The following is a 24,841-nucleotide window of genomic DNA, read 5'->3' as shown; positions in this document are numbered from 1 at the left end:
GAGCGCCTGCCGCAGGTCAGCGAGCAAGCCGACGTCTGCCCGACGTGCCGAGGGTCCGGGTACATCTGCTTCGACGTCCCGCGCGACCATCCGGACTTTGGACGCGCGGTTCCGTGCGCCTGCCGTTCCGAGTCCCTGGCTCAGCAGCGTCGGGCGCGGCTCGAACGCCTGTCCAACCTCGGGCCGCTCACGCGTCTTTCGTTCGACACGCTCATTGCCGACGGCCGCAACCCCGAGACGACGGAGCACCGGAGCCGCTTCCGGTCCGCCGTGGAGGCGGCGAAGAGCTTCGCGATTGAGCCCGATGGATGGCTCATCCTCGTAGGCCCGCCGGGCTGCGGCAAGACGCATCTTGCCGCAGCGGTCGCCAATGCGCGCATCGCCGCCGGAGAGCCCGCCCTGTTTGTCGTGGTGCCGGACCTGCTCGATCACTTGCGAGCCGCGTTCAGTCCGACGAGCGACGTGTCATACGACGAACTCTTCGAGAATGTGCGCTCGGCGCCGCTGCTCGTCCTCGACGACCTCGGCACCCAGAGCAGCACGCCCTGGGCCATGGAGAAGCTCTATCAGCTCTTCAACTTTCGCTACAACAACCGTCTCCCCACGGTCGTCACGACGAACCACCCGCTGGAGGACGTCGACGAGCGGCTCCGCGTGCGCCTGACGGATCCGGACTTCGTTCGCATCTGCTATCTGCAGCCGCCCCAGTCGGCCGTGTTCCAACGCCTTGCCGGCACGATCGACCTACTTCGCCATATGACCTTCTCGACGTTCTCCCCCGAGGGCCGAGGGCTGCCGCCCGCGCAGGCGTCGTCGCTCCGCTCCGCCCACGAGGCGGCGCACCTCTTCGCGCGGGATCCGGACGGGTGGCTCGTGCTCCAGGGCGGATATGGCTGCGGGAAGACGCACCTGGCGGCCGCGATCGCCAACGCGCGCATCGCCGACAACCGCCCCGCCACCTTCGTCTCCGTTCCGGACCTCCTGGACCATCTCCGCGCCACCTATGGTCCGGGCAGCACGATCAGCTACGATCAGCTCTTCGAGGAGATCCGGACCACCCAGCTCCTCGTCCTCGACGATCTGGGGACCCAGAGCGCCACCGCCTGGGCAGACGAGAAGATCTACCAGCTCTTCAATTACCGATACAACGCGCGTCTGCCAACGGTCGTCACGACGAACCTGAAGATCGAGGATCTCGAGCCGCGGGTTGGCTCGCGCCTGAGCGACCCCAATCTGCTCTTCGCGGGGCAGATCTTCGAGATCATCGCCCCCGACTATCGACGACCCGACGCGCCTCAGCGGCCGACCGCCGCGAGGCGCTTCCCCTCGCGCGACCGGCGCCGGGGCTAGGGACGCGCGCGCACGCCGTCTCGTCGTTCGCCCGACGTATCATTACGAGCGACCCCGCACTGCAGGAGACCTTCCGTGCGCATCGCCATCGATGCGCGGATCGCCGATTACACGCTCGGCGGCATCGCGCGCTATACGGTGCAGCTCGCCCGCGCGCTCGTCCAGCTCGGCTCGCCCCACCGCATGCTGACCGTCCGCAGCGCGCGGCCGCGGGTGCCGCCGCCGGAGATAGCGGCGGACGAGTCGATCGTGGTTCGAACGCCGCCGCACCACCGCGTCGAGCGCTACACGCTTCCCTGGGAGCTGGGCAGCTCCCGCCTCGACATCCTTCACTCGCCGGACGTGATCCCTCCCAAAGGTCGCGGATGGCGTAAGGTGATTACGGTCCACGACCTCGCGTTTCTGCGCATGCCGAACCTCCTGACGGCGGACAGCCGGCGCTTCTACGGCAATGTGAAGCGCGCGGTCCGTGAGGCTGACGCGGTGATCGCCGTTTCGGAGTCGACGGCTCGCGACCTGATCGAGCTGCTCGGGGCGCGGCCAGAGCGAATCACGGTCGTCTATGAGGCCGCCGACGCTAACCTTCAACCGCTCCCTGTGCCGGAGGCGGCGCGCGCCGTCCGCGAGCGCCACGGCATCGATGGCCCGTACGTCCTCTTCGTCGGCACGCTGGAGCCGCGCAAGAACCTGCCAACCCTGCTCCAGGCGTTCGCGCGGTTGCGGCGAGAGTTTCCAGTGCGCCTCGTCGTCGCCGGTGGGACGGGGTGGCTCGCCGATGATGTCTTCCGCACCGTGCAGCAGCTCGCCATCCAGGACGGCGTGCTCTTCCTCGGAGCGGTCGAACCGCTCGACCTCAGGCCACTCTACTGCTCGGCCGAGGTCCTCGTCCTCCCTTCGCTCTATGAAGGGTTCGGGCTACCGCCCCTCGAGGCGATGCAGTGCGGGACGCCCGTCGTCGTTTCGGACGCCGGGTCTCTTCCCGAGATCGTGGGCAACGCCGGTGTCCTCGTTAGCCCCGACGATCCGGACGACATCGCCCACGGCATTGGCTGGGTGCTGGGCAACCCCCAGTACCGAGCGGTTCTCGTGGAGCGCGGACTCGAGCGGGCCCGGGCCTTCTCCTGGGAGCGCGCGGCGCGTGAGACGCTCGCCGTGTACGAACGGGTCGGCGCCGCGTGAAGATCCTGTTTCTTCTCCCATCGCTCCCGGACCCGCCGGACGCTGGCGCCAAGCTCCGCAACCTCGCGTTGATTCGCGCCGCAGCGGCGCACCACGACGTCGATGTGCTCGCCTTCCACGGGCGTGACGTCGATGGCGGGGCTCGACTTCACGCGTGTCACCTGGTGCGAACGGTGCCCCTCCCCGACCCACGCGGGCCCGCTCGGCGCGCATGGGGGCTCTTGACCGACCAGGCGCCAGACCTGGCGCGGCGCCTCGAATCCGGCGCCTTCGCGACGGCGCTTCGTGAGATCCTCGAATCCTCCCGATACGACGTGGTCCAGATCGAGGGCCTCGAGATGATGCCCTACCTGCACGTGGTCCAGACCTTCGCTCCGCGCGCCGCCATCGTCTACGACGCGCACAATGCGGAGATGTGGCTGCAGCGAACGATCTTTCAGGCGGAGCTGCGCGATCCGGCCCGATGGCCTGCCGCGCTCTACGCCATGGCGCAGTGGTCAAAGCTCGGGAGCTACGAGCGAATCATGATGAACGAGACGTCTCTGGTGCTCGCGGTCTCAGAGGTCGACGCCGGCAAGCTCAAGGGCCGGCGCGTGAGTCCCGAGATCGTCCCGAACGCGGTGGACACCTCGGGCATGCCGTTCCGCGAGCCTCGTCCGGAGCCGAACGACACGCTTTTCTTCGCCGGCTCCCTCGCGTATCGGCCGAACGCGGACGCGGTGCGGTGGCTCACCCGCAGCGTCCTTCCCCTCGTGCGGGCTCGCCTCCCGCGCGTCCGCCTCCGCCTTGCCGGCCGGGGCACCGAGCGGATTCGGGGCGATGGAGTCGAACCCCTCGGATACGTGGAGGATATCGGCAGCGAATTGGCGCGGGCAGACGTCGCGGTGGTTCCGATGCGCATGGGCAGCGGTGTTCGTTTCAAGGTTCTCGAGGCCATGGCCGCCGGCGTCCCAGTCGTCTCCACGACCCTCGGGATCTCCGGAGTCTCGGCCCAACCCGGTCGCCACGTCCTCATCGCAAACCGCCCGTCTGAATTCGCCGAAGCGGTTGCGAAGGTAATCGAGGACCGGGCCCTTGCTCGATCCCTCGCGATTCAGGCGCGCCAGCTGGTCGAGAATCGCTACGACTGGGACCGCGTTACTCCCGTTTACCTCCGATTGCTCTCGAACGTGCGGCGCGGCCGCAAGCGTGCCGACGGAGTGCTCCGTCGCCGCGGGTAGGCCGCGGACCTTTTACGCTCCCGCGACCACGCTCACGAAATCGAAGCCCGGTAGGGCAACCCGCGGAATGAGCAGCTTCCCGGTCGCTGCGTCCAGCACGACGTACGCGCCATCGGCCTCGATACCATAGAGCATCGTCCCGTCGGTGCTCATCGCCAGCGCGCTGTACCGCCGGTCCGGGTTCATCAGCCGCATGACCTGTCCGATCCCCACATCCAGAACGAGGATTCCGGCCGTTGGCGGTGCGACGTACAGGGTCGATCCATCCGGTGAAAGCGCCATCGTGTGCCGAGACGGTTGGGACGAAGCCCCCTGCTGGGCTGTTTGGTTCCCTGGCATATCGATGGCGCGGACGACCTGACCCGTCTTCAGGTCCAGCTCCCGTATCCGTCCGCCGACCCGGTCGTAGGCCAGGATCCGCCCTTCGTCTGAAGGAATGACGTCGATCGAGCCGGGCTCGCTCGACGGGAACGTGACCCTCCCTGCGATCTCGAGCGACGTCAGATCGATCTTCAGGACCGCGCCCGTCGCGGTCGGCGCCCCGTTCACCGCTCCGACTGTGTAGAGGGCCGAGCGGTCTCCCGCCAAAATGGTGGTCGATGGGTCGAAAACGCCACTTATATCCGTTGGAGCCCGCATCGATGCGCGCTCTTTTAACGTCTGGACGTCGACGGCGACGAGGGACCGCGGGTCAGCCGTGGTGTCGGCCAGATACAGCACGCCAGCGATGTCGTCGGCGGCAACGGGGACGAGCTGCCCGTCGATACACCCCACCTCCGTCGATTTCAGCGTGCTCACGTCGGTCCGAAGGAGCGTCGTTTGCGCGCCGTTTCCCCTGCAGCCCGAGCGAACCGAGAACACCCGCTCCCCGTCCGGCGCCACCACCCCAGCGGCCACGCGCCCCAGATCGCGTCCGCTCCCGGTGTCGAGCAGCAGAATCCCGTCCGGACTTCGGACAAACGCCACATCGGACGTCCGACCAGCGCCGGTCTTGATGCTGGGCGCCGAGCAGTCTCGAAAGATGACCACCAGGACCATCAGCGAGATGACGAGCAGCGCTGGGGCGGACGCAAGGCGCGCGAGCCGCCGGAGCACTCCCCTGCGCTCAGGCGACTCCACCGTGGCCGCCAGCGCCCGCTCCCGAACAGCGTCGGCACCGGCGGGCGACGGAAGGCGGGACAACACGCTGTCGAATTCGGCGAAGATCGCCTCCGTCTCGCGGCACGAGGCGCAGCCGGGCAGATGCTCATTCAGGCTGGCTCGCTCGTCGTCGCTGATGTCCCCGTCGCGCCTTGCCGACAGGATCGGCGCCATTCGCTCACAGAGTGCGGACGGTGGCTTGTCCATGCGGCGCGCGGCGCGAAATTCCTGCCTGGCTGCGAAGACGAGATCTCGCACGCGACGGTGTCCCAAACCGGTCGCGACTCCCGCTACTCGGTCCCCGAGCTTTCCCCAGACCGCCAGGAGGACCGCCGCTTTTTGGTCTGGAGCAAACGGCGCGATGATGCGGAACGCTTCGTTTTCGTTGCGTCCTTGTTCGGCCCGCTGCCGCCCTCGCCGTCCTCCATCAGCCTTCCGGCTATGCCGCAACGCGAGCCTCGTCGCCTGTCGGTACAGCTGCTCCACCGCGTCGCCCAGAATCTCGCCTCTCCGCAACCCACGCCAGAGCTGGCGGAAGCTGTCCACTGCCAGCGAGTCCGCGCTGGCTTCGTCGAAAAGCAGGAAGTAGATGTATGCATACACCTGCTGGGCGTGCAGCTCGACAAGTTCCCGGTACGCGCCACCGGCTGGCGACTCCTTGGGCTCAGTCAATGGTGGCGACCGATCCCCGAAGGTCGGAAACGACGACTGATGTGGAAAAACCCTCGGTTTTCGTGGAAAACTCCATTCTCATTGTCGAAAACTTGGTCGCTTTTCCGCTTCGAATCGGGTGGCTGGAGTCGGGAAGTCGTGGGCAGCCTGTTGATGGTGGGGGCTTTCCACACGATCAGCAAGACTTAATCGCTCGATTTCCCCATCGCGCATGCCCTCCTGTCCGCTCCCGACGATGAATTTCAGGTCACTGCGCGGAAATCCCCAGCTTCCACAGCACTACGGCTACTTCGATCCTTAATCCTGGAATAGAGATGTGCATGTGTACCATATGCGAAGAGAGGACGAGGATCGTGTGCGAGCTGACGGTATGAGCGAGGTTGAAGGGGGATTTGTCGACGAGGCCCGCATCTATGTCCAAGGCGGCGACGGGGGCAACGGGATCGTGAGCTTCCGCCGAGAGAAGTTCGTTCCGCGTGGCGGGCCGGACGGGGGCGACGGCGGCCGCGGCGGGGACGTCATCATCCGCGGCGACCGTTCCCTTTCATCCCTCGGACACTTCCGCCGCAACGAGCGGTTCGCCGCGGAGCGGGGCGGCGCGGGCGGCCCCGCGAAGAAGCACGGCAAGCGTGGGGCGGACGCGGTGATTCGCGTGCCCCTTGGAACGGTGGTCTCGGACGAGAACGGCGTGCTGGCCGATGTCGTGGCTGACGGCCAATCAGTCATCGTCGCGCGCGGCGGAAAGGGCGGGCTGGGAAACGTGCATTTCGCCACGGCAACCAACCGAGCGCCCCGAATGGCGCGAAAGGGCGAGCCGGGCGAGGCGGCGTGGCTGAGCCTCGAGCTACGAACGCTGGGCGACGTGGGATTCGTGGGCGAGCCGAACGCGGGGAAGTCCAGTCTGCTGGCGGCCATGAGCGCGGCAAAGCCAGAGATCGGGGCCTATCCCTTCACGACCTTGACCCCCAACCTGGGTGTGGCGGAGGTCGACCACCTACCGATCGTCCTCGTGGACGTGCCGGGGCTCATTGCAGGCGCCATGAGGGAGTCGGGTTGGGACACCGATTCCTTCGCCACGTGAGCCGGGCGCGCGTTCTCGTGCACGTGGTCGACGCCGCGGCTCCGGACCCTGTTGGCAGCTACCGGGCCGTGCGCACGGAGATCGAACTGTTTGATAGTCAACTGCTGGCCAAGCCGCGGATCATCGCCGCGAACAAGATGGACCTCGCCGGAGCGGACGCCGGTCTGAACGCCCTGAGAGCATGTGCGGCGAGCGAGGGGGACGTCGCCATTCATGCCGTTTCCGCGGCGACGGGATTTGGGGTCGACAAGCTCCTGCGAGCCTTACACGATCTGGTAACGCGGGCGCGGGCCGAGGAGGAGGAGCCCGCCGTGCGCGTGTATCGACCTGGGGTGGACGACACGAGCTTCACTGTCGAGCGCGAAGGAGCAGCGTTCCGCGTCCGGGGTCGAGGAGCCGAGCGCGTGGTTGCGATGGCGAACATGGAGAGTGACGAGGGGATCGCGGACCTGCAGCGACAGCTCGATCGCCTGGGCATCCTGCGGGAGCTGGAGCGGGCAGGCGTGAAACCCGGCGACACCGTGCACATCGGCGATTTCGAGCTGGAGTGGACGTGAAGCGACGTCTCGGCGTGATCGGCGGGACCTTCGACCCCATTCACCTCGCGCACCTGGTCGCGGCACAGGAGGCTGCATACGCGCGCGGGCTCGACGAGGTGCTCTTCGTGCCAGCCGCGGAGCCGCCCCACAAGCGCGGCGAGCCGGTCACCGACGTGCGGCATCGCCTCGCCATGACCCGGTTGGCGATCGCGGATAACCCAAGGTTTCGTCTGTCGACCATCGAGACAGACCGCGGCGGGGTGTCCTATACCGTCGACACCCTCCGCGCGCTGGCGGCGGAGGGCGACGATCTGTGCTTCATCGTGGGAATGGACTCGCTGGCCGATCTGCCGGCGTGGCACGACCCCGCAGGGATCCTTGCGCTGGCGGAGATCGCGGCGGTATTTCGCTCTGGGTGGGAGCGCTTCGACGTGAACCAGCTTGTCGCAAAGATACCCTCCGCGGACGGGCGAATAGCGCTCGTCGAGATGCCAGCCCTCGACATTTCGTCAACGGAGATTCGCCGGCGCGTCGCCGCGAGCCGGCCAATTCGCTACTTCGTGCCCGATGCCGTGGCCGCGTACATCGATGAGCACGGCCTGTACCGCGGATAAGGTTCAGCCCTCGAAAAACGCGCCGGGGATGATCTCGCGAGGCTTTTCGATGGGTGGAGCGTAGTCGATGCGCGGCGTACCCTTGATGTCCGGGTTCCTTACGGTCATGTGAAGGATGACGAGGTTCTCGTCGCTGCCCGCCTTGAACCAGTACGGCGTCCCGGCCGGTATCGTGATGACGTCGTTGCGATCCAGCTCGGCGACCACCGCATCACCCGTTGTGTAGAAGACAGCCTTCCCGGCGAGCACCATCCAGGCTGAATCGACGCCGGGATGAGCGTGCAGGTTCGTCTCGCCGCCATCCGGCGCGATAACCTGAACGCCGATGTTGAGCATGCCCGCGCGGGCAAGCTGGTTTGAAATCTTGCCTCGAGCGACCAACGGCGGGCGCACCTTCGCCACTTGGAACGGCGCCGGTGCCTGGGTAGCGGCCATATCGACTCCTCCTGCAGGGAAGCTGCACGCCTCCATGTTCCGCGAGTCTACCGGTCGCGAGGCGTTGGGTCAAACGCCCGCTGTGCGCGGGCTATACTTGCCCGAATCCACCCGTTAGGTGATGCCCTTGGGCGCGCCCGATGCCAGCCCCAGCGCGCTGGATGGACTGAGAGTCCTGGACCTCGCCGGTCCCATGGGGGCGTACTGCGGCAAGCTTCTCGCCGATCTCGGCGCGGATGTCCTCAGGATTGAGCCGCCGACCGGCGATCCGAGCCGCCGGCTCCCGCCCTACTACCAGGACCAACCCGGCCTTGAACGAAGTCTCTTCTACTGGCATTTCAACACCAACAAGCGGGGACTGACCCTCGACATCACCAAGCCGGCGGGCCAGGACCTCTTTCTGCGCCTGATCCCAACCGCCGACGTGGTGATCGAAACCTATGCGCCAGGCTACCTGGCCTCCCTCGGACTCGGCTACGAGGACCTCGACGCGATCAATAGCGGCATCATCGTCACGTCGATCACGCCCTTCGGTCAGACCGGCCCGTACAGCCACTATCTGGGCGGCGAGTTGATCGGGCAGGCGGCCGGTGGCCTGCTGTGGATGTGCGGCTGGCCGGACCGGCGCCCGGTGATGATGGGCGGGGGACCGGCCATGCACCAGGCATCGGCGGAGGGAGCAGCCGGAGCGCTGCTCGCCCTTGAGTTCCGTGAGCTGACAGGACGCGGCCAGCAGGTGGACGTTTCGGTGCAGGCCTGCATGCCGCTCACGCTCATGGCGTCGATGCCCGAGTACCACCGGCTGGGCGTGCTGCGGCAGCCGCGCGTCGGCAACTTCCATGGCAGCGCCTTGAACGGGATGTTCGCGTGCAGCGATGGCTACGCCGATTTCCGATTCCGCGGTCGGCCGGGCCAATGGACCAACCTGGTGGAGTGGCTCGCGTCGGAGGGGATGGCCGAGGACCTGGAGGATGAGAAGTACCGCGATGCGGTTTTCCGCCGCCAGAAAGAAGTGTACGAGCACATCGACGAGGTGTTCCAGCGCTTCATCGTCCGCTATACGCGCGAGGAGGCGATGGATCTCTCCCAGCGCAAAGGGCTCGAGGTCGGGGCCGTTTACACGGCCGAAGATATCCTCGCGGATCCTCAGCTCCAAGAGCGCGGATTTTTCGTGGACGTTCCGAACGAGCATTTGGGCAGAACCTTCCGGTACCCGGGCGGGCCGTATACGCTGTCGGAGACGCCGTGGCGCTTGCGCCGCCGCGCCCCGATCCTGGGCGAGCACAATGATGAGATCTACGGGGGCGAGCTGGGCCTGACGGAGACCGAGCTTCGCGGGCTCCGCGCCGACGGGGCCATCTGAGGAGTGGGTCTCTGTCTGTGAGAAGGAGTGGGAATGGCTGAGGGCCCGCTGCCGCTGGCCGGTCTTCGCGTTGTCGATTTCAGCGTGCTGGCCGCGGGGCCGCTGACGTCGAAGCTCCTCGCCGACTACGGAGCCGAGGTCATTATCGTCGAGTCGGAGACGAGCATCGCCTCGAGCGGAGGCGGTCGGCAGGCCGGCCCGCCGGGAATGTCTCCCATCAACACGGCCTGGTTCCACAACAAATACAACCCCAACAAGATGAGTGTGACCCTCGACCTCGCGCGCCCCGAGGGGCAGGACGTGATGAGGCGACTCGTCGCGGTGAGCGACGTCTTCGTGGCAAACCGCACGCCCCAGGTTCTGAACAAGCTCGGCGTCAGCTACGACGCGCTGCGCGAGGTGAAACCGGATCTCGTCTACCTGACGATGCCGACGATGGGAGAGGGCGGAAGGCGCAGCTTCTACGGCGGAGTGAGCTGGGGCATCCAGGCCATGGCCGGGCTCAACATGATCTCGGGGTTCGCGGACCGAATGCCGACGAGCCCGTCGCCCTACTCGCATCCGGACGTGAGTTGCAACCCGCTCCACGCCGTCGTGGCGATTCTGGCCGCCCTGCGCTACCGGCGCCGGACCGGTAAGGGCCAGATGATCGAGCTAGCCCAGTACGAGTCCACCATCTGCTGGACGGGCCCAGCCTTGCTCCAGTACACGGTGAACGGGAAGCTCATGGAGCGGACGGAGAACCGCCACCCGCTTGCCGCCCCCCACGACGTGTACCGGTGCGAGGGCGACGATAAGTGGTGCGCCATCTCCGTCTTCAGCGACGACCAGTGGCGCGCCCTGTGCGAGACCATTGGGCGCGCTGATCTGGCGGAAGCGCCTGCGTTCGCGTCCCTCGGCGCGCGTCAGCAGCACGAAGCGGAGCTGCGGGATCCCATCGAAGCGTGGACGGCGCAGCGCGCGCCCGAGGATGCGACGGCACAGCTGCAGCGCGCCGGGGTGCCGGCCGCTCCGGTGAACAACTTCGAGCAGCTCCTGCGCGTCGATCCGCAGCTGAAGGAGCGCGAGCTGTGGACGGAAGTCGAGCATCCCGAGCTGGGCACGGCGCTCGTCGAGCGGTGGGGGTTCCGTCTTTCGCGGGCGCCGGCGGCGCCGCACCAGCGGGCGCCGCTGCTTGGCGAGCACACAGACTACGTGTTCCAGGAGCTCGTCGGGCTGACGGAAGACGAGGTGAACACGTACCTCGTGGAAGGCGTGTTCCGCTAGTGCGGCTCGGCCTGATCGCGGATATTCACGCGAACGCCGAGGGGCTTCGACAGGGCCTGGAGATCCTCGCGGATTGCGACGAGGTTCTCTGCGCGGGCGACGTCATGTATCAGTATCGCTTTCGTGCAGAGGTGCTCGACCTTCTGGATGAACGCGGGGTGCTGTCGATCTCCGGGAACCACGACCGCACCATTCTGACCGCGCCGGGCCACCCCCTGCGCGCGCCCAACGCGGTGCCCAGCGACGCGCTCGCGCGCCTGGCCGCCCTCCCCGACCACATCAGCACAGACCTTGGCGGCCTGCGCATCGCCATGTTCCACGGGTCGCCGTGGGACGAAGCGGCCCAATGCCACTACATCTATCCCGACGACCAGCGCGCGCTGCGGCGGGTGGCCACGGTAGAGGCGGACGTCGTCGTCCTCGGGCACACCCACATCCCCTTTCACCTGCTGGTAGGGGAGCGGCTGGTCGTGAACCCCGGCTCCGTCGGCGAGTGCCGCGACGGAACGAACACCCTGAGCTGCGCGGTCCTCGACACCGCGACGCGAGCGGTGGAGGTCAGACGCTACCCGTCGATTTAGTGGTGCCGCGCTCCCACACCACCCGCCCCTCCACGATGGTCATTCGGACGGCGCCGTCGAGTCCGTCCCACCCAGGCGATTCCAGCGCATCGGGGTCGAGAAGAACGATATCGCCCAGCGCCCCTTCGCGCAGTCGACCGAGCTTCGAGGCGGCGCCGATCGCACGCGCGGGGCCGAGCGTGTGCGCGGCCAGCGCCTGTCGCGCGGTTAGGCGCTCGTCCGGCCCGAGCGGGCGCCCGTCCGGCGTGGTCCGGGTGCGGGCAGCGGCAATGCTGCGCAGCGGGTCCGGGTCTGTGACCGGCGCGTCGGAGCCCACGGCGTATGAAATGCCCGCGCGGACGAGCGATCCGGCGCGGTGGATCCAGGGATGCTGCGCGTGCGCGAAGCGTTCGCGGTAGACGTCTCCCCGCTCACTGACGAGCGCAGGCTGGCCGACGACGGCGAGGCGTAGTTCGCGGAGGCTGGCGAGCGCCTCGTCCGGTATGACGGCGCCGTGCTCGATGCGGTCCGGGCCGCGAGTCCTCGGGCTTCGAACCGGCGCGGCCTGGAGCGCGTCGATGGCAATGGCCAGCTCCGCCTCGGTGGCGGCATGGAGCGCGACGGGCTGCCCGGCTTCCCGCGCCTCACGTACCGCGCCGCGTACGGCGTCGGGGTTGGATGATGCCTCGTCCAGCATGATCTTGATGGGGCCCGTTCGCACGGGCCCAGAGCGAATGGGCGGAACCTCGCGCCAGCGACCGGCGCCCCGAAACAGGACGAGGCGCACGCGCAGGGTTCCCTCGTCGGCAAGGCGCTGGAACAGGGCCAGCTCCTCGGGGCCGTTGGTGAAGGTCGCATCCTGCACGCATGTGATGCCGCGCGATAGGAGATACGCGCTCGCGGCGCCCACGTCTGCCTCAATGCGAGATAAACCGCGGGGCTCGCGATGGCGCCGCAGAAGCTCACCGCCGTTGTAGATGCGCCCGGTGAGCCGCCCGGCCGCGTCCCGCTCGATCCGCGCGCCGAACGCCGCGTCGAAACCGCGGGCGACGTCGTCCGCCATGCCGAGCGCTGCGAGGCCGGCGCTGTTGATGACGTCCAGGTGCAGGCTGCGGTGCTGCAGGCGCACGGGGCGTGTCGGCGCCGCGACGTCCAGGTCGGCGCGATCCGGGTGGCGTCGCTCGACCAGCCGGGCCTCGTCGTAGCCAGCCGCGCGAATCCAGGCCTCGGCAGGCTGTCTCTGGGCCGCCGCCCGAATCGCCTCGATGACGTCGGCGATGCTCCGTGCGCCACGGCAGTCGATCTGGGATCGGCGCCGAGCGAAGCTGAGGAGGTGCAGGTGTGCGTCGTGGAAGGCGGGGACAGCGAGGCTCCCGGCGGCGTCGATCGTCTGGCTATCGGGGCCGGCCAGGGAACGCGCCTGCTCGTTGGTTCCGACAAGGCGCACGAGGCGCCGATGGATCACGACGGCTTCAGCGCGCGGGATTCGCGGGTCGAGCGTGACGACCCGAGCGTTCACGAGGAGAAGGTCGGGATCGCTCAACGAATCGCGAGGTCAGTCAGCTGAGGGGAGAGGCGTGGGCTCCTTCAGCTTCATCGGCTGGCCGCAGCACTCGACGGAGCCCGCACCGGCCTTCGTGCACAGGGTCTCGGCACCGCAGCTCTCGCAGACGAATCGTTTGCCGAGCTGGTTAGCCACGATTTCCTCCCTGGCTGGCGTTCGCGGCGCCGGAGGTCGGCGCTGGGGCGCCGCGCATCTGCATCGGCTGCCCGCAGCACATCAGCGATCCCTCTCCCGCCTTGGTCACCAGCATCTCGGAGCCACACGTCCCACAGACGTATCGCTTGCCCGTCTGAGTCGGCATTCACACGTCCTCCAAAGGACTCGCAGCATTTTCACGCGCCAGCGGCCATCTCGACAAGCTGCGCCCGCACCTCCGGGCGCACGACCTTCCCCAACGAGTTGCGCGGCAGATCGTCGACGAACAGGATGCGCTCGGGCTTCTTGAAGCTGGCAAGCCGGTCGCGACAGAACTCCACCAGCTCAGCCTCGGTGGCCGACGCGCCCGGCATCAGCACCACCATCGCGGCCACGCACTCGCCCCACTCCTCGTCGGGAATGCCCACCACGGCGGCCTCGTCCACCGCGGGGTGCGAGGCCAGCACGAGCTCGACCTCCTCCGGCGCGATATTCTCGCCCCCCCGAATGATCAGGTCCGCCCTCCGGCCCGTGAGGAAGACGTAGCCGTCCTCGTCCTGCCATCCCAGATCGCCCGTCCGCAGCCAGCCGCCGTGAAGAGCGCGCTCAGTCGCCTCGGTCTGGCCGAAATACCCCCGCATGGTCCGATTCGTTCGCACGGCGACCTCCCCGACCTGGCCCCGATCCAGGGGAGCCCCATCCTCACCGACGATCTGAAGCTCGACGTCCGCCAGCGGGCGCCCGATCGACGCCAGCCGAATGAGCTTGCGCTCGATCGTCTGCGGGTCGCCCTCGATCCGGTGATCTTCCGGCGTTAGCGTTGTGACCGTCGACGTGGTCTCCGTTTGCCCGAAGGCGTTGATGAACTGGACGGTCGGGGGGAACGCGTCGATGGCGCGGCGGATAACGCTGACGGGCATCGGAGCGGCGCCGTAGGACAGCACGCTGAGCGCTGAGAGGTCGGTCTCGGGGAACGCCGGATGGTCGAGCACGTGTTTGACCATCGTGGGGACCAGAAACGCGTGGGTTACGCGCTGGCGCTGCGCCAGCCGCAGCCACTCGCCCTCGTCGAACTGTCGCATGGCGACAATGCGCCGCCCAGCGAACGCCGCCGAGAGCACGGCGCTCATCCCCGCGATGTGGTAGAGCGGCGCGGCCAGCAGGACAGAACCGCGATCGGACCCATCAGCGGGCTCGGTTGTGCCAAAGACGAAGTTCACCAGGTCTTCGTGGGCCAGCATGACCGCCTTGGCATTGGCCGTCGTCCCGCTGGTGAACATCAGCACAGCCAGATCGTCGTCGCCCACCTCCACCGGCTCGAAGAGATCGGCCGACCGGCCGAGCGACCCGAGGTGGGGCAGCCCGCTGGCGGGATGTTCGATGGTCACGACGTCGGGGCTCGCGGTCCCGCCCCCGTCGCGCTCGTGGAGCCAGCTCACGACCTCCAGGGCCGATTCGACGTATCGATCGCCCGCCAGGAGCATGCATGGGCGGGCGACCTCCAGCATGTGGGCCAGCTCCTCCCGGCGCGCGCGGTAGTTGAGGGGAACAAAGACGGCCCCGAGGCTCAGCACGCCGAAGAGCGCGCCGATCACCTCTGGCGTGTTGGTCTGAATCACCGCCACGCGGTCGCCCGGGCGAACCCCCTGACCAGCGAGCGCCCCAGCTACCCGGGCGCTTTCCGCCTGGAGCGCGTCGTACGTCATCGCGCGCTCCTCGAACCAGAGGATCTCCCGGTCGGGAAACATGCTGGCGGGGATCGTCAGCAGCTCGGCGACGTTCACGGATCGGTCGCCGGACCGCGGATCGCGGCCGCGAGGTGCGATTCCACGCGCAGCCCCTCTTCGAGCGGCAGGTCCGAGGCCACGCGAACAGCCGTGCGGATCGAAAGCGCGACGCGGCGATCGAGCTCCGCCAGGCCGCGGGCGAGCGCCCGGGTCTCCTCGGCCAGCCGGTCGTCCGGAACGACGCGCGCCACGATCCGCGAATCCAGCGCCTCGGCTGCGTCGAAGCGGCGGCCGGTCAGCAGGAGGTCCAGCGCCTTGCCAACGCCGCAGCGGCGGGGAATCGTCTGGGTGCCTCCCGCGGCGGGGATGAGCCCGAGCCTGACCTCCGGCATGGCAAAGATCGTCGAGGCGGCGGCGATCTGCAGATCGCACAGGAGCGCCATCTCGAGCCCCGACCCGAACACGTACCCGTGGAGGGACGCGATGGTCAGCGCGGGCAAATTGCCGAGAAGCGCCCACACGTCGCGCGCAAATCGAATAGCGCGGGCTGACGTCGGCGACGGCGCAGACCCGAACTCCGTGAGATCGGCGCCGGCGCAAAATGCGCGCCCGGCCCCCCGTAACGTCAGGACGCGCACGTCGTCGTCGTCCCGTACGGCTGTCAGGACCTCGTACAGCTCGTCGCGCATGCGGACATTGTAGGCATTCAACACCTCGGGCCGATTGAGGGTGACCCATGCCAGAGGGCCATCCTTCTCGTAGCGCACCGTCTGGAAGCTCACCCGGCGCTCCTGGAGCGCCCGGGCTCGCCGACGCAGTGCTCCTGAAGGAGAGCGTCCACGCCCCTCGAGCTGGGCCCGCCCCACGCGAGAAGGGCACGCGCCGGATCGCGACCGTCGGTCAGCTCCCATGGCTCTGAGATCGCCGGCAGACCCGAGATCGTCCATGGTGGGCGCTTGAAGTGGTGGCAGGGACCGGATGCGTCGTCCTGGCCAATTCGGATGAAGCCGCTACTCGCCATCGCGGCGATTCCCGCGATGGCGCGCGGGTCCATCGCCAGCGCATCGCCCCGCTGGTCCGGGGGCGAGCCGTCGCGAAGGAGCTCGCGCGCGACGTCGTACTGTGGCACGCACAGGTGACCACCCCGCCCGGTGCGGTCGCGGGCGAGAATCGCCGCGAGGGCAGCGCATGCCCCCAGGGCGCCCGAGAGGTAATCGAGGTACGGCACCGGAGCGGTGCGGGGCTCGCCGCGCGCTCCGAGCGACCAGAGCCCTGCCGCCAGTTCCATCAGGCTGCCGAGGCACGTGTAATTGCCCCATCGGCTCGCCGGCTCGAAGGCGGGCATCGAGAGCGTGATGAGCCGCGGATTGATCTCCGCGAGCGCGGCTGGCGGAAGATCGAAGTTCGGCATCACGCGAGGCGAGAAGTTCTCCACCAGGACGTCGGCCTGGGCCGCGAGGGACCGAAGGGCCGCGCGGCCGGCCGGCTGCCTGAGGTCGACGGCGAGGGAGGCCTTCCCGGCGTTGAGGTCGCCCGCCGCGCCAGGGCAGCTCCCGCCGCCCCCACCCATCCCATCTGGACGCTCGATCTTCAGCACGCGAGCGCCGAGCGCGGCCATGAGCCGCCCGGCGTAGGGACCGGCCCAGATGACCCCGAGGTCGAGGACGCGCAAGTCCGCGAGCGGCCGCGGGAGCGCCTCGGCGCCGATCGCGCGCTTCAAGCGCTTCGGCCTCGGGGTGTACTGCGCAGGTCCGCTGTGGCGCGCCTCGCGGTCAGGACCAGCATTCCCGGCGGAGTTTCCCGCCGCCTCCTGGGGGCTCAGGACCGGGACAGCGGGAATGCGCCAGAGCTGAAGGGCCGCCGCGGCCTCGCGGCGCTTCTGGCCGCGCGCCCACCCGCGCGTCGCCTCTTCCAAATCGGCGCTCGGACCCCTGACACCGAGGAACCGAGCCAGGTACTCCCGATGATCCGTCGTCGGCACGGCAATCCCAACGAACCCATCGGCGCAGGATACGATCATGGTCCGGGCCGGGCGATCCTCCGTCCCGACGTTCGTCCAGCGCGGGCACAGGGCGCGGGGCAGCTCGTCGCCGAGGCAATGGACGATGACCTCCAGCGCCGATACCTCGACCTGGCGCGCCCGCGCCGGATCCACGGGTAGGCGCAGCGCGGCAAGCGCCGCCGCGACGCCGTGGGCAGCGGTCAGGAGGGCCGGGACTCCCGCGTCGAGCCGAATCCCCGCGACGGAACACAAGCCGCCCCCTCGGCTCGATGGCGCCGGTCCCATCGGCGTGAGGGTGAGAATGGTCCGGGCGCCAGAGTCGTGGGCAGGGTCGTCGAGGCGGCCGGCTGGCGTGCCGTCGATCACGAGGAGATCGGCGTGTCCCTCGGCGGTCGTGCGCTCGCGACGCCGCGCGGACCGGTCGCAAGGAGCCACCCTCGCCCCGAGTTGGGCCAGGATCCGCACCGCCGCCGCGCCGGTCTCGCCCTGCGTCGCGTCGAGAACGCATAGCCCGCACCCCTCCAATGGTCTCATCCCCCGGCGAACCTCGGGGCTCGATGGACGAGGAACGCCGCGATCCCCTCCGCCCGGTCGCGCGTGGTCTGCAGCAGCGTCGCCAGGTCCGCTTCCACGCGCAGCCCGGCGGACAGCGGAAGGTCCGAGCCATATCGGGCCGCTTCCTTCGCGTAGGCGAGGGCGATCGGGGCCGCTGCGCGAAGCTCATCGACGAGTGCGCTCAGGCACGCCTCGAGCGCATCCGGTGCCGCGAGCCGGTTGGCCAAGCCCATCGCCACGGCCTCGCCGGCCGGAACGATCTCGCCGAGGAGCAGCATGCGCATCGCCAGAGCGGGGCCCACGAGCCGCGTCAGTCGTTGTGCGACCCCGGTCGCGGGCAAGCGGGCCCAGCGCACTTCCGGGCTGCCGACTCGTCCCAAAGCGCTCATGACGCGAAGGTCGCACGCGAGCGCGAGTGCCCAACCACCGCCAATGGCGTCGCCGTCGATCACGGCGACCGTCGGGCACGGGAGCGTACCCACGGCAGTTGTGGCTCGCGTCCACGGCGTTGCCGCGGCGTCGCAGTCCGCTGCGCACCTCGGGTGGCGCAGCCAGAAGCCCCCGGCCCCTCCTCGGATTACGAGAGCGGACAAAGGCGACGGCCGCTCCGTGATCGACCGGCAAATCTCCATCAGCTCGGCGGACGTCGATTCCACCTCGCTTCGATGGGTTGCCGGTCGGAGGGCGCGGATGAAGAGGACGTTCCGGTCCTCTTCCACGTGAATTCGGGTCACGACCGCTCCTCAGCTCGCGCGATCTCGTACCTGGAGTGTACTTCGGCACACAGCCTGGTAAGCTGTGGCCGATCGCGAACGTCCACCGCGGATGACGCGCACGGTCGTCAGCGCACGGTGCGACTGGAGGACGATTGAGGGGCGCCCTCGACGGAACCCTGGTCATCGAGCTTGCCAACTACGTCGCCGGACCGTTCGCCGGCCTGCTTCTGGCCGACCTCGGCGCGCGGGTCGTGAAGGTGGAGTCGCCCCCTGCGGGCGATCCGTACCGCGCCTGGGAATCGGGCACCTACAGCAGCGCCTTCTTCGCGCACAACCGGAACAAGGAGAGTATCGTCGTCGACCTTCGATCCGAGCGAGGTCTCGAAGTCGCCCGGCGGTTGGTGGATAAGGCCGACGTCCTCGTCGAGAATCTACGCGTGGGAGCCATGGACCGACTCGGTCTGGGCTGGGATCAGGTTCGCGTCGCGAACCCTCGGCTGATCTACTGTTCCATCACCGGGTTCGGGTCCAGCGGGCCGTACGTCGACAGGCCGGGCTACGATACGCTCGGTCAGGCGATGAGCGGACTCCTCGGCCAGCTCACGAGTCTGAGCCGCCCCGAGCCCATGGGGGTCTCGCTCTCGGACCACCTCGCCGGCCTCTACGCCGCCTACGGGATCCTCGGCGCGCTCTCCGCGCGGGAGCGGACGGGCGAGGGCCAGCGCGTCGAAACGTCGCTCCTGCAGGCATCGGCGGCCGTGGTCGGCGAGAACTTGACCCGGTACCTCGCAAGCGGCGAAGAGCTGACGCGCGAGAGCCGAGCGCGCACGGCCCAGGTCTTCGCATTCACGGACCGGGACGGAGCGCCGTTCGTGATCCATCTGTCGTCGCCGGACAAGTTCTGGACCTCACTCCTCGCGGCCATCGACCGAACGGACCTCGCGGACGACCCACGGTTCGCCGACCGCTCCGCCCGTCAGCGAAACCGGGAGGCCATCGTTGACCTGCTGACTGGCATCTTCTCGCGTGGGACACGGTCCGATTGGCTCGCTCGGCTCCAGAGTCACGACGTGCCGTGTGCGCCCATCAACTCGCTCGTGGAAGTCGTCCAGGACCCGCAGGTTCGGCACCTCGGCATCGTCCGCGAGATCGCGCGCCCCGAAACCGGCGCCATGCGCGTCATCGCCAGCGGAGCATCGCTCAGCGCCACGCCTGCCCCAATGCGCCCGGCGCCGCTGCTCGACGAGGATCGGGAGAGCATCCTCGCGGAGCTGGGCTTTCCGGCGGACTATCTTCGCGAATGATCGACGTATCTTCCACGAGCGGCGCGCCGCCGCGGCTGTGGACGCGCGGGTTCACGCTCCTGTGCATCGTCACGATCCTCTGCTACGCGAGTCATCAGCTCGTCACAGTGGTGCTGCCGCTGTTTGTGCAGCAGCTCGGTGGCTCGCCCATCATCGCGGGCCTCGTGTTCTCGTCCTTCAGCGCGACGAGCTTCGTGCTTCGGCCGCTGCTCGGCCACCTGAACGACCGGTGGAGCGTGCGCGGCACGCTATTGGGCGGGGCGGCGATCCTTGGCGGGCTGGGCGCGAGCTTCACCATTCCATCGCTATGGGTCGCATTTCTGGCGAACGCGATCCGAGGCGTGGGATGGGGCGCCTTCAGCACGTCCGCTTCGACGGCCGTCGCGCTCATCGCTCCATCCACACGGCGGGGCGAGGCGTCCGGCTATTTCAGCGTCGCCACCACCATCGCGTCGGCCATCGCCCCCGCCCTGGGGCTGACGCTGCTGAGCGGAACGGGCCAGTTCCCGCCGGTCTTCGCCCTCGCCGGTCTCGCAGGCCTCGCCGCGGCCTTCGCCATCGTCCTAATGCCAACCATAGGGACCGGCGCGTCGTCCCTGCGTGGCGCGCTGAAGCTCCCGCGCGGCCGGGTGAGCCTGGACTCCTTCGTCGATCGCCCCGTCCTCCTCGCCTCGGCGCTTCTGGTCTGCGTGACGCTCTCCTCGCCGGTCACCACGGCGTTCGTGCCGCTCCACGCACGCGCCGTGGGGGTGACGAATATCGGGCTGTACTACGTCGCCTCGGGGCTCACCGCGGTCGTGGCGCGACTCATGCTGGGGCGCACGTTAGACCGCCGGAGCCGTGGCGTGTGGATCGGCGCCGGCTACGGGGTCGCCATCGTCGCATTTGCCGTGTTCACGCAGGCGCGGACCATCGAGTACTTTCTCGTGGCCGCGGTCCTGAACGCCTTCGCCATGAGTATGACGCAGCCAACGCTGATGGCGCTGGCGATGGACCGCGCCGAGCGCGGCCGCATGGGTCGCGCCATGGCCACGTACTCGATGTTCTACCGCGTCGGCGAGGGCCTCGGAGCGCCGATCGCGGGGACCATGATCGTCGCGTTCGGGTACTCGGGGATGTATATCGCCGCGATGGGCTTCGCCGCCGTCGGGCTCGTGGTCATCGCGCTGAACTGGGGCTCCCTGGGGAGGAGAATCGACCTCGCGCCTTCCCCGGTGTAGGACCCGGCTCCAACGCCCACACAAAGCCGGGCTTGTATACTGGCCGCGGGCGGAGCGTGTGGTCCGCTCCTGACTCCTCCACGAATCGCTGCGGCCCGGTCCAGGCCCGCTCAGGAGAGTGCGCGATGGGCGTGATTGACGCAGACACCCACGTCGACGAGACCGAAGCAACCTGGGAGTTCATGGATGCCAACGATGCGGCGTTCAAGCCGCAACCGGCGGCGCCACGGGTGCTCGACCCGTCCCGTCCGCCGACCCGCTACTGGATGATCGACGGGCACCGACAGCCGCGCTTGCATCGCGACGACCAGCGCACCCACACGACCGTGGACACGCGCGAGCTGCTCGATCCGATGGCCCGCGTCCGGCACATGGACGAGCTGGGCACCGAGGTTCAGGTCATCTACCCCACCACGTTCCTCGTCGGCGTGACCGACTCGAGCGCCGTCGAAGTGGCGATCAAGCGGAGCTACAACCGATGGTTAGCAGACCGTTGCGAGCAGACCGGCGGACGGCTTCGCTGGGTATGCTTGCCGCCATTCCACGACATCCCGAAGGCGATCGAGGAGCTTCGATTCGCCAAAGCGCACGGGGCGTGCGGCATCCTGAAAAAGGGCGACCGAGAGGCAGGCCACTGGGTCAATGAGGAATACTTCTTCCCCATATACGAAGAGTGCGAGCGCCTCGACATGCCGGTGTGCTTCCACATCGGATCGGGGACACCGGATTTCAGCTCGGGGATCGAGTTCGCCTCCAAGCGATTCTTGAGCCAGTCGTTGCCGCCGATTCACGCCTTCAACTCCCTGGTCACTTTCGGCATCCCAACGAGGTTCCCGAGCGTTCGATGGGGCTTCATCGAGACCGGCGCTTCCTGGGTCCCGCACATGGTGTATCAGGCGCTCCGGCGCCTCCGTCGGCTCCGTCACGAAGAAGGGGCGCGCGTCTATACATACGAGAAACCGTCGGACGTCGTGCGACTGAACAAGTTCTACATCACCTGTCAGGTCGACGAAGATCTCCCGTACATTCTCCAATACACGGGGGAGGAGAGTCTGATGGCCGGGTCCGACTACACCCACGCGGACGCATCCCAGGAGTTCGGTTTCGTGCGCATCCTGCAGGAACGCGCAGACAGGGGCGAGATCCCCCACAGCGCGGTGCGCCGGATCACCGAGGACAATCCCCGCGCGTTCTACGGTCTCTGACGGGAATGTCCACCGAGCATCGCCTCTCGCCCCTCTTCAAGTTCTCGTCGGTCGCAATGGTCGGCGCCTCCGATAACTCCGCGATGGGTGGCCGCCCATATCAGGCGCTCCAATCGCTCGGTTTCACCGGCCGGTACTACCCCATCAACGCGCGGAATGATCGCGTCCATGGCTTGCAGGCCTATCCCAACGTGTCGAGCTGCCCCGAGCCGCCCGAGATGGTCGTCATCGCGATCCCACGCGAGGGCGTACCGACCGTCGTGGACGAATGCGCCCGCGTGGGGGTGAAGGCCGCGGTGATTCTGGCGGCGGGCTTCGTCGACCTCGACACCCATGGCGCCGAGCTGCAGGCCCAGGTGAGCGAGACGGCGCGAAAAAGCGGCTTGCTGGTCATCGGACCGAATTGCCTCGGCCTCGCCTCCGTCGTCAACAAGTGCGCGGCCTCGAGCGCCGCGCCGCCGACCGAGCTCGGAAACGTGGCCCTTATCTCCCACAGCGGAGGGCTGATGAACGAGGTCATCTCGTGCGGCGTCCCGCGCGGGATTGGATTCAGCCACGTTGTCTCCGCGGGGAACGAGGTCGGCGTGAATGCCGCGGACCTCATCGACTTCTTCGTCGACGATCCCGCGACGGACGTGATCCTCTCGATTCTGGAAACGGCCCGTGATCCGGAGCGGTTCGCCAAAGCGTGCGCGCGAGCTGCCGAGAGTCGCAAACCGATCGTTCTGCTGAAGATGGGCCGCACGCCGCGGGGCGCGCGCTCGGCCTACACGCACACCGGTGCGAACGCGGGCGATGACGCTGCCTACACCACCTTGTTCCGGCAATACGGGATCGTCCAGGTCAACGACATCGACGAGCTGGTGGACATGGGCGCGCTGCTGTCGGCGTCGATCGGCGTGCTTCGGCGCCGCCGGCTCGAGCGAACGGCGATCATCGAGATCTCGGGCGGCGGGAAAGAGCTGCTGTGCGATACGGCCGCCGCGGCGGGCGTCGAGCTTCCCGAGCCATCGCCGGCCGCCCTGGAGGCGCTGACCAAGGGGCTGCCCGAGGACACCTATCCCACGAACCCGATCGATACGGGGGGCTCCTGGGTCCAGCCGGATAAGGCCGTGGTCTACCCCCTGACCCTCGACGTGTTCGCCTCCGAGCCGGCGGTGGACGTCATCGTGTCCCGTTACACCATCCCGCGGACGGGCGAGCTGGGAGTCCTCCGAGATCGACTGGCAGAGCTGGACGCCGCCCGCGCCGCGCACCCGGACCGGCTCTTTCCGGTGCTCTCGCGCACGTGCGACCAGTTCTGCGAGGAGTGGGAGCAGGTCGTACGTGAGCGGCGGATCCCCTTCCTCCAGGGATACGGGCGCGGAATGCGCGCCCTCGGCCTCCTTGCCGAGTACAGCCGGTTCGTCCACGGGCCGGCGCTCGATCGATAGGCGGCGCGCATCGACGGACGTGGCGAATGCCAGATAGAACCCCAACAAGGCGAAAGGAGCTGTGAAATGGCGTTGAAAGATAAGGTCGCGGTCATTACGGGGAGCGCCCGCGGCATGGGACGCGCGTACGTGCGAGAGTTCCTCAAGGAGGGCGCCAAGGTCGTCGCTATCGACCTGTCGTGGAACCCAACCGGATTCTCCGGCGACAAGGATGACACCTTTTACCGGGAGCTGCTGGCCCGACCGAACGACGTGGTGACCGTCACGTGCGACATCGGGGAGCCCGCGCAGGTGCAGGCGGCCTACGACGCCGCAATGCAGAAGTTCGGAACGGCGGACATCCTGATCAACAATGCCGGCGTCCGTCAGCGCGACCTCTTCCCGCCGACCGGTCGCATTACCACCCTCCAGACCAAGCGCTCTGACTGGGAGCGGATGTTTGGCGTCACGGTCTTTGGGGCGATGGACCTGACGAAGCTGTTCATCCAGCCGATGATCCAAAAGCGCAGGGGCAGCATCGTTACGACGATCAGTAGCGGCGCGATCCACCACTCGCATGGCGGCGCATACATGGCGCTGCGGCCGAACAGCCGCGAAGTGCCCTATCAGCCGGCGAAGGCGGCCATCCTCTGCGCGATGTTCTACCTCGCGGACGAGGTGAAGGAGCACAACGTCGCGGTGAACGTCGTCATCCCCGGCCACACGCGGACCACCGGATTCGACGAGCAGAACGCGTACCGACGCGCGACAGGCGCAGCAGGCGACCCCAACCGTGGCCGCGGGCCAACACCCCTCGTGCCTGAGCACATGGTCCCGCTGGTGAGCTTCCTGGCGCAGCAGGACGCGGCCAGCGGCGTCACCGGAAAGTGCTTCGACGTCGTCACGTGGAACATCGAGCACGGGTACGGCGGCGTGGAGCGCTGGGAGGACAAAGAGGCTGAGGCGGGAGTCGAAGCGGTGCTCCAGGCGACCGGCTCCCGCGCGTAGGGCCGAGGCCCGGCCGGAACCGGCGGGCTGGGTTTCGAATCGCAAGGCCTGCCCTGCGGGGCACCAGTCGAGGGATCATGGGCTCGGTCCTCATACGCAATATCGGGACCATCGTCTCGGGAGATCTCGCGGCGCCATTGATCGACGCCGATTCCGTCTATATCGAGGATGGATTGGTCCGCGAGGTAGGCACCGACCGCGGGGACGCGGACACGGTCATCGATGCGAACGGCCTCACCCTCACGCCCGGCCTCGTGGACGGGCACACGCATCCGGTATTCGGCGACTACAGCCCAACCCAGAACTCCGTCGGCTGGATGCGCGCATATCTCCATGGCGGGATCACGACCATCGTCTCCGCCGGGGAGCTGCATCTGCCGGGCCTCCCGCTCGATCGCCCGGATCCCAAGCTGCTCCGCGACCTGGCCGTCCTCTACCATCGATGCACCGTGGGCTTCCGCCCCGGGGGACTGAAGATCGTCGGCGGGACGATGCTCCTTACCCCGGGCATGACCGAGGATGACTTCGATGTCCTCGCCGGCGAAGGCTGTCGCGTGGTCAAATTCATCTTCTT

At 68.0% G+C, this 24,841-nt stretch carries 22 protein-coding genes and 1 pseudogene; 14 read left to right on the top strand and 9 right to left on the bottom strand.

The window, feature by feature from the left end:
* From VFC51_01180 to VFC51_01170, 3 genes are all read left to right on the top strand, one after another.
* Positions 1-1,350, top strand: a 1,350-nt coding sequence (locus VFC51_01180; GenBank protein HZT05617.1) for an ATP-binding protein, incomplete at its 5' end; no start/stop codon positions are given.
* Positions 1,351-1,425: 75 nt separating this feature from the next.
* A complete protein-coding gene (locus VFC51_01175) occupies positions 1,426-2,529 on the top strand; it encodes a glycosyltransferase family 1 protein (GenBank protein HZT05616.1) in 1,104 nt (367 codons plus the stop codon).
* The gene (locus tag VFC51_01170) at positions 2,526-3,749 is read left to right on the top strand and encodes a glycosyltransferase family 4 protein (protein ID HZT05615.1); all 1,224 of its coding nucleotides are present in this window, start codon (positions 2,526-2,528) and stop codon (positions 3,747-3,749) included. The genes VFC51_01175 and VFC51_01170 overlap by 4 nt, the downstream gene beginning before the upstream one ends.
* A gap of 12 nt (positions 3,750-3,761) precedes the next feature.
* Here VFC51_01170 and VFC51_01165 read toward each other — a convergent pair whose 3' ends face one another.
* Positions 3,762-5,561 (bottom strand): zf-HC2 domain-containing protein, encoded by a 1,800-nt coding sequence (locus VFC51_01165; protein ID HZT05614.1) that lies wholly within the window; start codon positions 5,559-5,561, stop codon positions 3,762-3,764.
* Positions 5,562-5,931: 370 nt separating this feature from the next.
* Between VFC51_01165 and obgE the strand changes: the two are divergent.
* Both obgE and nadD read left to right on the top strand, forming a co-directional pair.
* Positions 5,932-7,199 (top strand): annotated as a pseudogene (obgE, locus tag VFC51_01160) (GTPase ObgE).
* Positions 7,196-7,795: a nicotinate-nucleotide adenylyltransferase gene (nadD, locus tag VFC51_01155; protein ID HZT05613.1), complete on the top strand. Its 600-nt coding sequence runs from the start codon at positions 7,196-7,198 to the stop codon at positions 7,793-7,795. Before obgE ends, nadD begins: the two are co-directional and overlap by 4 nt.
* Positions 7,796-7,798: 3 nt before the next feature.
* Here the strand turns inward: nadD and VFC51_01150 are convergent, their stop codons facing one another.
* A complete protein-coding gene (locus VFC51_01150; protein HZT05612.1) occupies positions 7,799-8,230 on the bottom strand; it encodes a cupin domain-containing protein in 432 nt (143 codons plus the stop codon).
* Positions 8,231-8,357: 127 nt separating this feature from the next.
* Between VFC51_01150 and VFC51_01145 the strand changes: the two genes are divergently transcribed.
* Genes VFC51_01145 through VFC51_01135 form a run of 3 tightly spaced genes read left to right on the top strand, consistent with a single transcriptional unit; the run spans position 8,358 to position 11,440 of the window.
* Complete coding sequence (locus VFC51_01145; GenBank protein HZT05611.1) at positions 8,358-9,593, top strand: CoA transferase; 1,236 nt, start codon at positions 8,358-8,360, stop codon at positions 9,591-9,593.
* Between the two features lie 33 nt (positions 9,594-9,626).
* Positions 9,627-10,859 carry a CoA transferase gene (locus VFC51_01140; protein ID HZT05610.1) on the top strand — a complete coding sequence of 411 codons (1,233 nt, stop codon included), beginning with the start codon at positions 9,627-9,629 and terminating at the stop codon, positions 10,857-10,859.
* Complete coding sequence (locus tag VFC51_01135; protein ID HZT05609.1) at positions 10,859-11,440, top strand: metallophosphoesterase family protein; 582 nt, start codon at positions 10,859-10,861, stop codon at positions 11,438-11,440. The genes VFC51_01140 and VFC51_01135 overlap by 1 nt, the downstream gene beginning before the upstream one ends.
* Here the strand turns inward: VFC51_01135 and VFC51_01130 are convergent.
* Genes VFC51_01130 through VFC51_01100 form a run of 7 tightly spaced genes read right to left on the bottom strand, consistent with a single transcriptional unit; the run spans position 11,418 to position 18,136 of the window.
* Complete coding sequence (locus VFC51_01130) at positions 11,418-12,962, bottom strand: amidohydrolase family protein (protein HZT05608.1); 1,545 nt, start codon at positions 12,960-12,962, stop codon at positions 11,418-11,420. The two genes, VFC51_01135 and VFC51_01130, sit on opposite strands and share 23 nt — an antisense overlap.
* Before the next feature lie 12 nt (positions 12,963-12,974).
* Entirely contained in the window at positions 12,975-13,118 is a 144-nt protein-coding gene (locus VFC51_01125) for a hypothetical protein (protein HZT05607.1), read from the bottom strand.
* Positions 13,111-13,284: a hypothetical protein gene (locus tag VFC51_01120; protein HZT05606.1), complete on the bottom strand. Its 174-nt coding sequence runs from the start codon at positions 13,282-13,284 to the stop codon at positions 13,111-13,113. Before VFC51_01120 ends, VFC51_01125 begins: the two co-directional genes overlap by 8 nt.
* A gap of 31 nt (positions 13,285-13,315) precedes the next feature.
* Positions 13,316-14,902, bottom strand: a complete 1,587-nt coding sequence (locus VFC51_01115) for an AMP-binding protein (GenBank protein HZT05605.1) — start codon at positions 14,900-14,902, stop codon at positions 13,316-13,318.
* The gene (locus tag VFC51_01110; GenBank protein ID HZT05604.1) at positions 14,899-15,627 is read right to left on the bottom strand and encodes an enoyl-CoA hydratase/isomerase family protein; all 729 of its coding nucleotides are present in this window, start codon (positions 15,625-15,627) and stop codon (positions 14,899-14,901) included. The genes VFC51_01115 and VFC51_01110 overlap by 4 nt, the downstream gene beginning before the upstream one ends.
* The gene (locus tag VFC51_01105; GenBank protein ID HZT05603.1) at positions 15,624-17,381 is read right to left on the bottom strand and encodes a CoA transferase; all 1,758 of its coding nucleotides are present in this window, start codon (positions 17,379-17,381) and stop codon (positions 15,624-15,626) included. Before VFC51_01105 ends, VFC51_01110 begins: the two co-directional genes overlap by 4 nt.
* Positions 17,378-18,136, bottom strand: coding sequence for an enoyl-CoA hydratase/isomerase family protein (locus VFC51_01100; GenBank protein ID HZT05602.1), 759 nt, complete (start codon positions 18,134-18,136; stop codon positions 17,378-17,380). Before VFC51_01100 ends, VFC51_01105 begins: the two co-directional genes overlap by 4 nt.
* A 134-nt stretch (positions 18,137-18,270) precedes the next feature.
* Between VFC51_01100 and VFC51_01095 the strand changes: the two genes are divergently transcribed.
* From VFC51_01095 to VFC51_01070, 6 genes are all read left to right on the top strand, one after another.
* Complete coding sequence (locus VFC51_01095) at positions 18,271-19,422, top strand: CoA transferase (GenBank protein HZT05601.1); 1,152 nt, start codon at positions 18,271-18,273, stop codon at positions 19,420-19,422.
* A complete protein-coding gene (locus VFC51_01090) occupies positions 19,419-20,642 on the top strand; it encodes an MFS transporter (GenBank protein HZT05600.1) in 1,224 nt (407 codons plus the stop codon). Before VFC51_01095 ends, VFC51_01090 begins: the two co-directional genes overlap by 4 nt.
* Positions 20,643-20,767: 125 nt before the next feature.
* Entirely contained in the window at positions 20,768-21,847 is a 1,080-nt protein-coding gene (locus VFC51_01085; protein HZT05599.1) for an amidohydrolase family protein, read from the top strand.
* A 5-nt stretch (positions 21,848-21,852) separates the two neighbouring features.
* Positions 21,853-23,280 carry a CoA-binding protein gene (locus tag VFC51_01080; protein ID HZT05598.1) on the top strand — a complete coding sequence of 476 codons (1,428 nt, stop codon included), beginning with the start codon at positions 21,853-21,855 and terminating at the stop codon, positions 23,278-23,280.
* A gap of 66 nt (positions 23,281-23,346) precedes the next feature.
* A complete protein-coding gene (locus VFC51_01075; GenBank protein ID HZT05597.1) occupies positions 23,347-24,267 on the top strand; it encodes an SDR family oxidoreductase in 921 nt (306 codons plus the stop codon).
* A gap of 77 nt (positions 24,268-24,344) precedes the next feature.
* Positions 24,345-24,841, top strand: a 497-nt coding sequence (locus VFC51_01070) for a hypothetical protein (GenBank protein ID HZT05596.1), incomplete at its 3' end; no start/stop codon positions are given.

It is taken from the genome of Chloroflexota bacterium, assembly GCA_035652535.1.
Taxonomy (GTDB): Bacteria; Chloroflexota; UBA6077; order UBA6077; family SHYK01; genus DASRDP01.
Note: the sequence above shows the minus strand (reverse complement) of the source record. Positions and strands in the feature narration are given on the sequence as shown.

What these genes read in the sequence shown, in the direction of transcription:
- VFC51_01150 (HZT05612.1), bottom strand. Translation starts at nt 8,230, where the DNA reads ATGGCCGCTACCCAGGCACCGGCGCCGTTCCAAGTGGCGAAGGTGCGC.
- VFC51_01140 (HZT05610.1), top strand. Translation starts at nt 9,627, where the DNA reads ATGGCTGAGGGCCCGCTGCCGCTGGCCGGTCTTCGCGTTGTCGATTTC.
- VFC51_01120 (HZT05606.1), bottom strand. Translation starts at nt 13,284, where the DNA reads ATGCCGACTCAGACGGGCAAGCGATACGTCTGTGGGACGTGTGGCTCC.
- VFC51_01105 (HZT05603.1), bottom strand. Translation starts at nt 17,381, where the DNA reads ATGAGACCATTGGAGGGGTGCGGGCTATGCGTTCTCGACGCGACGCAG.
- VFC51_01090 (HZT05600.1), top strand. Translation starts at nt 19,419, where the DNA reads ATGATCGACGTATCTTCCACGAGCGGCGCGCCGCCGCGGCTGTGGACG.
- VFC51_01085 (HZT05599.1), top strand. Translation starts at nt 20,768, where the DNA reads ATGGGCGTGATTGACGCAGACACCCACGTCGACGAGACCGAAGCAACC.
- VFC51_01080 (HZT05598.1), top strand. Translation starts at nt 21,853, where the DNA reads ATGTCCACCGAGCATCGCCTCTCGCCCCTCTTCAAGTTCTCGTCGGTC.
- VFC51_01075 (HZT05597.1), top strand. Translation starts at nt 23,347, where the DNA reads ATGGCGTTGAAAGATAAGGTCGCGGTCATTACGGGGAGCGCCCGCGGC.